Raw genomic sequence first — 13,702 nt, 5'->3', positions numbered from 1 at the left:
CGTAGACGGTGATGTCGGCATCTGAGTAGGGGACCTGCTCCGCGGCGGGCTCCTGGGGTGCGGGGGCTGCCTGGGCCGCGGGCTGCGGCGCCGGGGTAGGGGCGTCCCATGGCATGGGGTAGGCGGGCGCGGGGTCCGGGGCGCTCTGCGCGGGAGCGGGCGCCGCCGGAGCGGGCCGGGAAGCGGGCTGTGGCGCCGGCTGGGGCCTCGGGGCCGGAGCCGGGGCGGGCGCCGGGCGCTCGGAGCGGGAGATCGCCTGGTTGGCGAGGCTCGACTCCACATACACCACCTGGCGCGGCCCGAATGCGGCGGAGATCACCGGCTCCACGCTCTCGCGGACGTCCGCACGCTCGAGCATCCTCGCCGCGAAGTGCGACCCCTTCGGCAGCGACACCGTGAGCTTCTCGCCGTCGTCGGAGACCGCCGTAGACGAGAGGAGCAGCGAGCCCTTGGCCGGCACCTGCGCCACGAGCTGGTCGACGACCTGCTTCCAGAGACGCTGGAGGTTGCCGTTGGTATGGCCGCCCCCTCGGGCGCCGGGGTCGCTCCCGCCCGCTCCCCGCTCGCCACTACGCGGCTCGCTCGCTTCGCGAGTCGCGGCGGGAGCGACGGCGGAGCCCGAGGGGGCACTCTGCGTCGGCAACTCCGCGGGTCGGGAGGTCGTCGGCCGCTCGGGCGCCGGGGTGGCCACGGGCTCGCTGCTCCTCTCGGCGGTCGGCCTCGAGACGGCTTCCGTCTGGGGCTGGGATTGAGGCTCGATCGCCGTGCCGGCGGCAGGCGGGGCGGAGCCCAGCTGGACGGCGGGCAGCTGCTCGAGGTTCTTCTCGACCGCCGGCGCCATGCTCGCCAGGGCGCCCGGGACGGCGAGGATCGCCACCTGGCGCTCGAGGTCGGCCACGCGCTCGGCCAGGGACTCGAGCGTGAGGTCGGAGTCCGGGCGGGCGATCCTCGTGAAGGCGATCTCCAGAACGAGGCGCTGGTTGGGGGCGGTGCGCATCTCGCTCGACGCCTCGCCCAGGATGGTCAGGACCCGCGAGAGGCGGTCGGGCGCGCCAAACGCGGCGGCCTCGCCGCGAAGGGAGTCCAGCTCCTCCCCCCGCGCGCTCACCACGTCGTCGGCGCTCGGCACCACCGAGACCACGTAGACGTCGCGGACGTGCGCGGCGAGCTCGCGCGTGAACTGCAGGAGGTCGCGCCCCGCCTCCGCGAGCGACGCCACCTCGGAGAAGAGTGCCGCCACGTCTCGGTGCGCCATCGCGCGGGACACCTGCCCCAGCACGGAGCCCGAGACCTCGCCCAGGAAGTCGGACGCGGCGGCAAGGCTTATCTCCCCCGCCCCGAAGACGGAGAGCTGCTCGAGCGTGGTGAGCGCGTCGCGCATGCCGCCGTGCGCGTGGCGCACGATGAGCTCGAGCGCGCGCTCGTCGTAGGTGAAGCCCTCCTGGCCGCAGACGTAGGCCAGGTGCGCCTGCATTTCCTCGTTGCCGATGGCGTGGAAGTCAAAGCGCTGCACGCGGGAGAGGATGGTGGCCAGGATCTTCTGCGGGTCAGTGGTGCACATGATGAAGACCACGTGCTCGGGGGGCTCCTCGAGCGTCTTGAGCAGCGCGTTGAACGCCGCCGTGGTCAGCATGTGGACCTCGTCGATGATGTAGACCTTGCAGCGGCCGCGCGTGGGGGCGTAACTCACGCGGGAGATGATCTCCTCGCGGACGTTGTCCACGCCCGTGCGGGACGCGGCGTCGAGCTCGATGACGTCCGGGTGCTCGCCGGACGCGATGAGCTGGCACTGCTCGCAGGTGCCGTCGGGCAGGGCAGCCGGGCCGCGCTCGCACATGAGGGCCTTGGCGAGGATGCGCGCCATCGTGGTCTTGCCGGTGCCGCGCGGGCCGCAGAAGAGGTACGCGTGGCTCGTGCGTCCCTCGAGCACGGCGCGCTTGAGGGTCTCGACCACATGGCTCTGGCCCACGACCTGCTCAAACGTCTGCGGACGGTACTTGGTGTACAGCGATTCCATGCGACCTCCGATGGGCGGGATACTGACCTCCCAGTATACCCGGGCCGCCGGACGCCAGACCGCGCCCCACAGGTTCTTCTCGCTCCGCGCCTGGCGCCGGTGGCACGCCTATCAGACGAGGGCGAACGCTAGGATGAGGACGCTCAGGGCGCACAGCGCGAGCGTGGGGACGCCGATGCGGCGAAGGGCGCTCGGGTCCTCGCCCAGGCGCTCGACCGCGGCGCGGCGGCGCGTGGCCTCTGCCAGCACGTAGGCGATGGTCCCGCACGCGAGGCCGAATGCGATGTTGGAGGTGAAGAGCGTGCCGCCGACGGTGGCCGCGAAGGCCGCGGCGACGCTGTACTTCCTCCACTCCTGACCCAGGGCCGAGACCGCCATGGTGGCGCCGACGAGCACCATCACGACGTCCGCGACGGCAAACCCGCACTGCGCGAGCAGCTGCATCACAAAGCCGTAGTGGCCCACCATGTTGAACGTGACGTCATAGGAGGTCACCGTGACCATGAAAAACGGGACCAGCCACACGAACGCGTTCACGAGGTAGCCGAGGGCCGCAACGACCGCGGTGAGGCCCGTCCTGCCGCGATCCTCGACGCCGGCAACGGACTCCTGGCCAATGGCGATCGGCGAGACCCCGAGGACCGGCGCGGCCACGTTGGCGAGCGCGTTGCACGCGAGCGCCCGACCGGCATCCGCCCCGTCGCGCTCGCACGCGCCGGCTGCAGCGACGGCCTCGATCGTGGAGAGGGCGTCGGAGAGTGCCATGACCACGTACGTGGCGACGGAACCCAGCACGAGCAGGGCGACGTTGCCGCCGGCCGAGACGTAGGCGCTGAAGTCGGCCCCCTGCGAGAAGAGCGTGCCGATGGAGAGGTTGCTCATGACCGCACCGCTCAGCAGGTGGAACTGCATGGCGTCCTCGCCGCCGCCCATCCACAGGCGCGCCCAGAGCGAGTCCGTGGAGAAGCGGTCCGTCCCCGCGCTATAGCAGACGAGGCCGAGGTACAGGGCGAGAAACACGACAGTTCCCGCAAGAAGGACCAGGCCGAACGGATGGCGGCTGCGGCGCTTTGCCACGGGGAACAGCGCGAGCGCCACGACGCACGCGACGGCGGTGACGAGCAGCAGCGGGTGGTACTTGTCGGACCCGAAGCCGAGGCTGCCCCAGCCCACGATCGCGGGGAGGGCGGCCGTGTCGGGCGCGGACTCGAGGACCGTCGCGGTGCCGTAGGCCGGGACCTCGGAGCCCGCGACCGTCACGAGGCCGGAGAGCTGCAGCGCGACGAAGGAGATCAGCAGGCCCGCCGCGGCGGGAAGCGCGCGCCTGACCGGCTCGGGAATCGCGGCGAGCACGACGCGCCTCACCGCTGGCACCCCCATGAGCACGGCATAGACGAGCGCGCCGACGAAGCTCAGGAGAAGGACGTTGGCATAGGTGAGCCCGGTCGCCGTCCCCATGAGCGAGATGAGCACGCTCGAGAGCCCGAGGCTCGTGGTCTGGACGAGGGGCAGACGGGCGACGAGGCCCATGAGCAGGCTCGCCGCAAAGGCGACGAGCATCGTCACAAACCACGTGGCGGCGATGACCTCGCCGTTGGCCGCGACCTGGGCCTGGGTCGCCTCCGCATAGGGCCCGGAGACGAGCCTCTGGACAATGAGCTGCATGTTGACGAACATCCCGCACACCGAGAGGGCGCAGACGCCAAGACCGGCGATTATCTCGTCGGACACCCGCGCCCTCCTCTCGCGCAGGCGGAAGAACGCGTCGAGGGGCGAGCGAGCGCCCGCGTCAGACCGTGATGCCATTGACGGGTTCCTTTCTGTCGTGCCGTCGAACGGTGAGGCGAGACGGACGCCGCAGACATCCGTCTCGCCCCCAGGAAACAAGCGCAGGCGGGATGTGGTCATCCCGTTCACGCGATGGCTACTCGGCCAGCGAGCGCGAGGTGGTCTGCTGCGCCGGCGCGTCCACGCGCCCCTCCTGCTGATTGGGGGCCGCGGTCACGGAGGAGCCGTCGAAGCTCGGGTCGATGTAGAGCTCCGTCATGCCCTCGGTGAACTCCGAGGAGGGCTCGGCATCCGTGAGCGTGAACTCGATCGGCGTGCTTGGGTCGGAGTCGGCGACGTAGTCGTAGGCCGAGATCGCCTGGGCGGTCACGTAGTACGTGCCGGGCTCCAGCGTGAACGGGTAGATGTCGTTCACGTAGCCCCATGCGGCCTTCGACGGGTCAACGGGCCCGCCCATGAAGCTCGTGAGCTCGCCGTTGCTCTTGTGGAGGCGAACCACCGAGGCGTCGCGCGCCTCGCCCCAGATGTAGCCGGTTCCGGGAGGGTTCTTCTTCATCCCGCCGAGCAGCTCGTAGGTGTCCACCGTCTGCTCGTCAACGACCTGCGTGAGACCCTCGTCGGAGTAGAACGTGAACTTGACCTGGGGCAGGTACTGCAGCGTGTTGTAGTCGCACAGCGTCCACCAGTCGAGCACGAGCTCCACCTGGTTGCCGCTCACCATGGCGAGCATCTCCGGGCGCTCGAGCTTGCCGCCCACCCCGGACTGCAGGGTCAGGACGACGTTCTCGGGGGACTCGTAGTCGGTCCCCGCCGCGGGGTACGTCACGAGGTCAACGTGGTAGTCGCCATAGCCAAGGGCCGACAGGTCGACCTTCCCGCTCTTCTCGCCCGTGCTGCTGCCCGCGATGCGGTCGGACGACGAGACGACGTCGCCGGCCTCCTTGCCGTCGCGCAGCGCGTAGACGCGCACGTAGTAGTAGCCCGCGTTCTCGTCGTTTGCGGTGAAGGAGAACGCGCCCGTCTCGGGGTCGAACGTGAAGTCCGTGGGCTGGGCGAGCGTCTTTTCGGACGCCGCGGCGGCCGGGGCCGCGCCGGGATCAGATCCGGAGCCCCCCGAGGTCGCGTTGCAGCCGGCGACGCCGCCGAGCGCGAGCGCGCCCACGATGAGTGCCGTCGCCACCTTCTCTACTCTCATGTTTCCTCCTCTTCTCATCTCCTGTTTCTGAGACCTACTCCTGCGAGCCGTCGTCCTCGTCCTCGGCCCGCGGGGCCTGGGGGGCGTCGGCCGAGGCGGCCTTCTTCTTGCGCGCCCTCACCGCAAGCCCCGCCGCGACGGCCGCGGCGGCGAGAAGAACGCCGCCCGCGATGCCCGCCACGGGCACGTCGCCCGAGGACCCGGACGCCGCGGCCGTCACGCCGCCCGCGGCGTTGCCCGAGCCGTCCACGGTCTTGGTGCCGCAGTACTGGAAGAGCGCGTCGCGCATGAGCAGGTGCAGCTGGTGGCGACCGAGGACCGTCGAGGTGGCGTCGCCGAAGACCGCCACGGTCGAGGGGTCATCGGGGTAGGCGTTGAACGCGAGCATGCCGCCGCGCACCGCGAGGATGCACTGGGGGGTGTTGTACACGTCGCCCGAGGCGCCGTCGGAGTCGGTGATGAGCATGCCGTTCCAGCCCCACTCGTCGCGCAGCATCGTGTTGTAGAGGCCGTAGTGGAACCAGGACATGCCCACGCGGTTCATGGAGCCCATGACGCCGTTCATCACGTAGCGCTTGCAGGCAATCTCGAACGGGCGCTGGTAGACCTCGCGCACGGCCTGCTCGTTGACCCAGGTGGTGTTGCCGCCGCGGTTGGTGTCGCCGTCATTGACGCCCATGTGCTTGCCGAAGGTGCCCACGCCCGTGGACTGCACGCCGGAGACCCAGGAGCCGGAGATCTCGCCGGCGATGAGGCCGTCCTCGGAGAAGTACTCGTAGTTGCGGCCGCCGAACGGGGAGCGGTGGGTGTTGATGGCGGGGCCGTAGGTGATACCCACGTTGAACAGGATGTCCTGGTGGCCATGGGCGGTGCCGACGGACTTTGCCAGGTCGCGGTTCCAGGCGCTCGCCATGGAGACCGAGCACGGGAAGAACGTGCCGCCGGCGTTCTTGCCGAGGTTGGCCTCCGACGGGCCGTCGTTGCAGTTCTGGGCGAGCTTGCCGACGGACTTCACCGCCGGGACCTGCCAGCCGCAGTTGCCCTGGACCTCAAGCGCCTCGGCGATGGAGGTCTCGCTCGCGAGCATGTCCCAGATCGCCCGGCCCTCCTCGGTGTCGATGGGGACGTCGGCCATGTCGTCGCAGGTCAGCATGTGGTAGGAGCCGCTTGAGGGCTCGGCGTCCACGACGCGGATGAGGCCGTTGTCCTTCTCGCCCTCGACCACGTAGTAGGTCTGCTCCCAGGCGGGGTCCTCGAGGGAGTCGCACGGCGTCCCGTCGGGGAGGGACTTCGCAAACGGCATGATGTCGTTGCCATGGCAGTAGAAGGTCTTGGTGAGCGCGGTCTTCTCGCCCCGGACGAAGCTGTCAAAGTGATACTCCATCGTCTCCGTCCCGGAGAGCCCGAGCACCGCGACGGCCTCCTCGCGCAGGTTCTCGTTGGGCGCCTCGTCGGAGGTGTGAGCCATGATGGCGGCCATGCCGCCCGCGATGTCGGCGCGGGAGAGATAGCCCTCGAGCATGTTGCCGTCGCCGGCGGTGACGTCGTCCATGACGTTGCGCGCCACGCCCGCGTCGGAGGAGCGGGCGCCGGCGTACGTCGCGCCGGGGACGTCCCCCTCCTCGTCGTAGACGATGGGGACGTCGAGCGTCGCGCTCACCGTGGCCGCGGCGGCGTTCTTCGACCCGGACTCGCCCCAGTGGTGGGCGTCGTCCTGGACGTTGAAGCGGTACTCCCCCGCCTCGAGGACGTAGCAGCCCTGGCCGAAGTTGTCGAAGGACGCAAGGTCATCCGTGTCGAAGGTGATGGTGAGCTCCTGCGAGGCGCCGGGCTCGAGCTTGTCGGTCTTCTCAAAGTCGACGAGCACGACCTTGGCCTTCTCGAGGCCCACGCCCTTGATGCCGAAGTTGTCCGTGTCGGACTGCCAGGGGGCTTCCATGTAGAGCTCGACGACGCGCTTGCCCGCAACGGAGCCGGTGTTGGTGACCTTCACCGTGACGGAGTTGGTGCCGTGCGGCTCGAGAGGCACGTCGGAGTCCGTGATCTCCTCGGAGAACGTGGTGTAGGACATGCCGTAGCCAAAGGGGAACTGGACGACCTGGTCATAGCCCTTGGCCGGGCCGTTCTTGAAGGTGAGGGCCGCAAACTCGGGGGAGTCGAAGTAGCCCATCGCGTCTGCGGTCTCGAAGTAGCGGTAGCCGACGTAGATGCCCTCCTCGTACTGGTAGAAGGCCTGGTTGCCGCCGCGCGAGCCCTCGCAGTTGGCGTAGCGGTTGTCGTCGGTGTTGTAGTAGGTGGGGTTGGTGGTGACGTCGTAGGCGTAGGTGTCCACGAGGCGGCCGGAGGGGCAGTTGCGGCCGGTCAGCAGCGTGCCCACGCCGACGATGCCCGCCTCGCCCGGAAGGCCGATCCACAGGCACGCCTCGACGTTGTACTCCTCGGAGTCGAGAAAGCCCAGCTCCATGGCATTGGGGGAGTTCAGGAGGACGATGGTGTGGGCGAAGTTCTCCTTGCAGAACCTGAGCAGGTCCTTCTCGGCATCGCCGAGCTCGAGGTAGGTGGTGCCGGTGAGCGTGGAGCCGTCCCCGTCGAAGTCGAGCGAGGGGGACGCGCCCTCGGCGCCGTTGCGGGCGATGGTCACGATGGCGTAGTCGGTGTAGCCGTCGGAGAGGATGGAGCCCTTGCCGCCCTCGTAGGTGCTGACGGGGAACTCGTGCAGGCTCGAGTAGCCCTGCCAGGACGACGAGCGGCCAAAGCCGCCGCCGGCGCTGTCGGGGCTGAAGCTCGGGTCCTTCTCGTCGATCATGCGCGCGCCGCCGCACTGCTCGGCGAGCCAGGACCACGCGTCCTGGTTGACGTCGAGGCCCGCCTCGACGAAGGCGTCGCTCATGAGCACCGTGTCCTGGTCGTCCGCGCCCTGGCCGGAGCCGCCGACGATGTAGTTGTAGGACATCGAGCCGAGCAGGGTCACCTTGGTGCCCTCGTCCAGGGGCAGCAGGTCGCCCTCGTTCTTGAGCAGGACGGAGCCCTCGGCCTCGACGTCGACGCAGAGCGAGTAGCCCTCGCTGTAGCAGGCACCCGCGTCGAACGTCTCCTGCCCCTCGGCGGCCTCGTCCGCACGCGCGGCGACCGGGGCGGCCGTCGCGCTCAGCGCGGCAGCCCCGACCCCGAGCACCCCCGCGCGAGCGGAGAGGCGGAAGAGGTCTCTTCTTGAGATGCTTTCCATGTCATTCCCTCCCGTACGTATCCCTGCGCGGCGGCCAGGGCGCGCCGCGCACCGAACGACCAGTCGCCCCCTGCGAGAGGGGTGCGCGGCCCAAGGGAGGATGGGACAAAAAAGGAAGGGTGGGGTGGGCCGCGACCCTCTCGCCAAGAAGGCACCTGCACTGTATGGCGCGCGGGAGGGGCCCTTGGGCCACTTGCCGCCGTTGGGCGAAACCGTGCCGCCCTTGGGTGGCGCCCCCTCCCAGCGGCCGGCCCCCAAGATTGCCGTCGTGCTGCATGTACCAGCGCTTATGACGTAGATGGTCGCTTTGCTGCCCGCGTTGGCGACCAACGGGACCCCGAGGGGGCGAGACGGGCCGCCCGTCGAGTGCGGCGGGGCGAGGCGGGGTTTATCGGACAATGGGCGCGGGAAGAAGGTAGCCAGTCAAGCGGAAGGGACGGGCGCATGTACGAGATTCTCATCGTTGAGGACGACGACCGCGAGGCGGCCCGCCTCGCGGCGTACCTCGAGCGCTTCGGGGGCGAGCGCGACGTCGAGTTCTCCGTGCAGCGCCTCTCGAGCGCCGAGCAGATCGCGCGCGTGAGGCGCCGGCTCGACCTCATCTTCCTCGACATCCGCCTTCCCGGCATGGACGGCATGGAGGCCGCCACCCTCATCCGCAGCTACGACTCCGAGACCCCCATCATCTTCGTCACGAGCCTCGCCAGCTACGCCATTGCGGGATACGAGGTGAACGCCCTCGACTTCATGGTCAAGCCCATCGGCTACCTGTCCTTCTCGGAGCACATGGACCGCGCCATGCGCACCCTCGAGCGCGCCCGCCAGTCGCAGGTCACGGTGAGCACGCGCGGCGGTGTCCACGTGTTCCAGGAGAGCGACCTCGTCTACGTTGAGACGGTCAACCACGACCTCATCTACCACCTGGCGGCCGGGGCGGAGCCGATCCGCGTGCGCGGCAGCCTCACCGAGGCCCACGAGCAGCTCGGCGGCGGGTTCCTCAGGATCTCAAACCACTGCGTCATCAACATGTCCCATGTGGTCCGCGCGCGGGGAGACGCCTTCGAGCTCTCCGACGGCAGCGTCCAGTACGCGAGCCGCGCGCGCAAGCGAGAGGCGCTCGCGGCGCTGGCAAGGTACCTGGGAAGGTCGGCGTGAGCGCGGTGAAGGTCTTCCAGACGACGTTCGTCCTGCTCCTGCTCGCCGTCTGCGTGGGGGAGTTCGTCGTCCCGCTCCCCCGGCGACGCGGCTTCGCGGCGCGCGCCGTCACCGTGGGGTCAGGCATGGCGGCGCTCTGGGTCGTGTCCGTGCGACTGAGGCTCGGCCCCTTCTCCGATGCCGCGCGCATCGGGGACCCGACCTCGCAGATCCTGACGTTCACGGCAGCGCTCGGCGTCTGCTTTGTCATCGTGCTCTGGCTCTTCGACGTGACGCCGTGGGCGGCGCTCTTCTGCTGCACCGCGGGCTACACCGTCCAGAACCTGACGAGCGGCGTGCACTGGATCTTGGCCTCGTTCCTCCAGTCGCTCGACCCCGACGTGTGGCGCATGGACGGCATCCCCGTCGCGCTCTCGTTCTGCGCCGTCTCGGCCGCCTCCATCGCCATCTGCTACCGCGTCTTTGCGCGGAGGATGCGCGGGGCGGAGGTCGAGCGCTTCTCGGATCCTCGCATCATCGCCGCGCTGGCGGCGGTTCTCGTCTTTGAGATCTTCTTCGAGGTGGCCATTCGCAACATCGCCAGCGTGCTGTCACAGACGTCGCTCTCCGTCGCCGGGTGGCCGCTCGAGCTCGCCCTGCACGCAATCCAGCTCTGCACGTGCCTCGCGGTGCTCCTCATCCAGTTCGAGGTGCTCTACAACCACCTGCTGCGGCGCGAGGCGCGCGACTCGCGCGAGATCGTCCACGAGCAGGCGCAGCAGCAGCTGGTGTCCCGAGACGCCCTCGACCAGATCAACGCCCACCTGCATGACCTCCAGCACCAGATAGACACGCTGCGCAGCCTCGACGAGCTCGACCGCCCGACCCTCGAGCGCCTGAGCCAGAAGATCGGGACGTTCGGGGCGAGCGTGGCGACGGGCAACGAGCTGCTCGACGTCATTCTCACCGAGAAGAGCCTGCTCAGCTGGCGCGATGGCATCGAGCTCACCTGCGTTGCCGACGGGCGGTGCGTCTCGTTCATGTCCTCCTCGGAGCTGTATGCGCTCTTTGGCAACGCCCTCGACAACGCCCTCGCCGCTGCCGGGAAGTGCGTCGAGGGGGGCCGCTTCGTCAGTGTCACGCTCAGGCAGGTGGGGCAGATGGCCGTCGCGCACGTGGAGAACGGCTACGTCGGGGAGGTCGAGTTCGAGGACGGCCTGCCGCAGACGTCCGAGGACGGCGGGCTGCACGGCTATGGCATGCGCTCCATCGCGGCGACGGTCGAGCGCTACGACGGCACGCTCTCGTGCGCCGCCGTCGACGGCGTGTTCCATCTCGACGTGATGATCCCGCTCGGCTAGGTCGGTCGTGCCACTGGCGTCAGGTTTATTTGGCACGCGGTATGCGCGTGCCAAATAAACCTGACGCCAGTGGCACGGCGCCGGCCCGCGAGTGCGGACCGGCGCCCAAAACCTGACAGTTGACCCTGTCGCCTTTGTCAGGACTCGGAGCGGGAGAGCTTGCGGGCGAGCCAGCCCTTGGGCTTGCCGGCCTCGCGCCAGCGGACCATGCCCACGTGACGACGCCAGAAGTACAGCGCAAACAGGGCAAAGATCACCACGTCAACGACAATGAGCGCGATCACAAACGGGTACGGGCCCCAGTTGGCAGTCTCCAGCGCATCGCTGTTGGCAACCATGTAGAGGATGTTATGGCTGGCCTGGCGCAGCGCCTGGCGACCGGCAACGGTATCCGTGGTATCCGCAGTGATGTTGGAGAAGAACGAGAGCTGCAGGTCGTTGCCGGCGCGCAGGGCACGGTTGGGATCCTGCGTGGCGCAGGCCATGACGCAGTCCGTAACCACGGCACCCTGGAAGCCCCACTCCTGGCGCAGCACGCCCGTCAGCAGCTCCCAGCTCTCGGCCGCCGGGGTGGCGCCGATGCGGTTGAACGAGCTCATCATACCCTTGGAGCCGCCCTCCTTCACGGCGATCTCAAACGGGCGCAGATAGATCTCCCGCATGGCCTGCTCGGAAAGCCAGGTGGCAAGACCGCCCTGGTCGCGGTTGGTCTCCTGATCGTTCACCGCAAAGTGCTTGGTGTAGCAGTAGAGGCCCTGGCCTTGGATTCCCCTGATTTCTGCCGCCACGATCTTGCCGGTGAGCAGACCGTCCTCGGAGACGTACTCGAAGTTGCGGCCGCTGAACGGGCTGCGGTGGATGTTGGCGCCCGGCGCGTAGAGGCCGGCGGTGCCATAGGCCTTGGCCTCGGCGCCAAAGACCGCGCCCATCTGCTCGGCAAGCTCGACGTTCCAGGTGTAGCCGAGCATGCTCTGGGCCGTGAGCTGGGTGCCCTGGATGCCGGCCATGATGTTGTTGACGCCGGCGGGGCCGTCGATCTCGGAGAGGTGTGGCTTGCCCACGGAGTCCACCGCGATCGTCTGCCAGCCGCCGTTGGCCACGAGCTTGGTCATGTCGTCAACGGAGAGCTGCTCGAGAAGGGCGTCCCACTGCGGGTCGTCATAGGCGAGACCCTTCATGTCGGCCAGCTTGAGACCGTTGTTGGCAAAGGCGATGTCCTCGCCCTCGCCGGCCTCGAGGGGCTCGCCCGCAAAGTCGGCAATCTGCTTCTCGGTGGCCTCCTTGGACTGCGGCGCGCGCTCGGTGGGCATGGTGCCGGCCCAGTCGGAGCGGCTCACGTAGGTGATGCCCTCGTCAAGGCTCACGTCGTCAAAGCGGTTGGTGGCGGCGACCTCGTCCGTCGAGCGGGCGCCATCGGCCGCGTCGTTATAGATGTAATCACGCTCGACGGTCACGGTGCGCTCGTCAATCACGTCGTGGCTGTTCTCGCGCAGGCTCACCACGTAGTCGCCCGCCTCGAGCACGTAGGCGCCGCCCTCGGCCTTGATGCCCAGGTAATCGTAGCTCGCCATGTCCTCGCGCCCGAACTCGATGGTCAGCGTCTGCGACTCCCCGGGCTCGAGGAGCTTGGTCTTGGCAAAGCCGCCGAGCACGACCGCGCTCTTCTCGATGCCGCCCGGGGCGTAGGGGGCGCTGTAGTAGACCTGGGCGACATCCTTGCCCGCCACATTTCCGGTGTTGGTCACGCTCACGTCGATGCTGATGGTCTCGCCGTCATCGCGAAGATTGGCGATGGACTTCTCGAACGTGGTGTAGCTGAGGCCGTAGCCAAACGGGTATTGCACGGTCTCGTCATAGTCAATGAAGCCGTCCGCAGCCGCTGTCTCGTAGTAGCGGTATCCCACGTAGATGCCCTCGACGTAGTCGACGTAGTGAACGTTGTCGTCACCGGTGGAGGCGGTGCCGGTGCCCGCGAAAAGCGAGGTGTTCTTGTACGTGGCGTTGGAGTAGTCGTAGTCGCCAAAGCTGTAGTAGCTCGGCGCGCTCTCCACGGCGCAGGCAAAGGTGTCGACCGTATGGCCGGAGGGGTTGATGGCGCCGGTGAGCACATCGCCCACGGCATTCATGCCGCGCGTGCCGGGAAAGCCCATCCACACGGCGGCGTCGACGCCCTCAGACTCAACAAAGCCCAGCTCCATGGGGTTGGCAGCGTTCAGCACAACGATGACGTTGCCAAAGTTCTCCTCCACCATGGAGAGCATGGCCTGCTCGTCGGTCGTAAGTTCAAGGTAGTGCTTGCCCGCCTCGCCGCCGGCATAGCCCTCCATATCCATGGGCAGGTCGGCGCCCTCGCCGCCCATGCGCGAGATTACCACGATGGCAGTGTCGGAGTACGCCTTGGCGGAGTCAATGAGCGCTGGGTCATAGTTTTCCGCAGGCAGCTCGTAAATCCCCCAGTCGGTGCCAACCATCGCGATCTTCTCGCGCCGCTGCACGTTCTCATCGTAGAACTTCACCAGCTCCTCATTGGGCTGGAGGCCAGCGTTTCTGAGCCCCTCGATGAAGCCCACGTTGGTGCTCTCGTCACCAGCTCCCGAGCCCGTTCCGCCAAAGGCAAGGTTGACCTGTCCCGAGCCAAACACGTTCACCTTGGCGTCCACGGCAAGCGGCAGCGCGCCCTCGTTCTTGAGCAGAATGGCCGCCTCGCCCTCCACCTGCTCGGTCATGGCGGCGGTCTGCTCGCGCGCGGCATCAATCTCATCGCCCTGCGGCGCACCGCTCAGGATGAGGTTGAGCATGCCAAAGTACGGAGACGCCACGTTAGCCACCAGCGCGGTCACGCCGATCACCACGGCAAGCAGCGCGCACATGAGCACGAGCAGCGGCCGGTTGGGCCGACGCGGCACCTTGGCCTTGCGCTCGGGGCGCTTCCCCTGGTTCTTCTCCTCCATTTCCTTTCCTTCCACGAGGTTCTTCTCGCC

The 13,702-nt window shown here is 68.3% G+C and carries 7 protein-coding genes; 2 read left to right on the top strand and 5 right to left on the bottom strand.

Annotated elements, in window-relative coordinates:
* The 4 genes from dnaX to E0L17_RS06945 form a co-directional block, all read right to left on the bottom strand.
* The coding region (dnaX, locus tag E0L17_RS06960) for a DNA polymerase III subunit gamma/tau (protein WP_167930531.1) at positions 1-2,017 on the bottom strand (2,017 nt) is incomplete at its 3' end.
* Between the two features lie 111 nt (positions 2,018-2,128).
* A complete protein-coding gene (locus E0L17_RS06955) occupies positions 2,129-3,823 on the bottom strand; it encodes a hypothetical protein (RefSeq protein ID WP_167930530.1) in 1,695 nt (564 codons plus the stop codon).
* Positions 3,824-3,941: 118 nt separating this feature from the next.
* Positions 3,942-5,000 carry a hypothetical protein gene (locus tag E0L17_RS06950; protein WP_167930529.1) on the bottom strand — a complete coding sequence of 353 codons (1,059 nt, stop codon included), beginning with the start codon at positions 4,998-5,000 and terminating at the stop codon, positions 3,942-3,944.
* Positions 5,001-5,034: 34 nt separating this feature from the next.
* Positions 5,035-8,226 (bottom strand): beta-glucosidase, encoded by a 3,192-nt coding sequence (locus E0L17_RS06945; protein WP_167930528.1) that lies wholly within the window; start codon positions 8,224-8,226, stop codon positions 5,035-5,037.
* A 444-nt stretch (positions 8,227-8,670) separates the two neighbouring features.
* On the opposite strand from E0L17_RS06945, the gene E0L17_RS06940 reads away from it, so the two are divergent.
* Together E0L17_RS06940 and E0L17_RS11260 are read left to right on the top strand one after the other, a co-directional pair.
* Complete coding sequence (locus tag E0L17_RS06940) at positions 8,671-9,381, top strand: LytR/AlgR family response regulator transcription factor (protein WP_167930527.1); 711 nt, start codon at positions 8,671-8,673, stop codon at positions 9,379-9,381.
* Positions 9,378-10,721 (top strand): GHKL domain-containing protein, encoded by a 1,344-nt coding sequence (locus E0L17_RS11260; RefSeq protein ID WP_167930526.1) that lies wholly within the window; start codon positions 9,378-9,380, stop codon positions 10,719-10,721. Before E0L17_RS06940 ends, E0L17_RS11260 begins: the two co-directional genes overlap by 4 nt.
* Before the next feature lie 137 nt (positions 10,722-10,858).
* On the opposite strand, the gene E0L17_RS06930 is transcribed toward E0L17_RS11260, so the two are convergent.
* Positions 10,859-13,672 (bottom strand): glycoside hydrolase family 3 protein, encoded by a 2,814-nt coding sequence (locus E0L17_RS06930; RefSeq protein ID WP_167930525.1) that lies wholly within the window; start codon positions 13,670-13,672, stop codon positions 10,859-10,861.
* Positions 13,673-13,702 lie beyond the last annotated feature (30 nt).

This window comes from Olsenella sp. SW781 (genome assembly GCF_012027725.1).
Classification (GTDB): domain Bacteria; phylum Actinomycetota; class Coriobacteriia; order Coriobacteriales; family Atopobiaceae; genus Thermophilibacter.
This window is presented reverse-complemented; position numbering and strand designations above follow the sequence as displayed.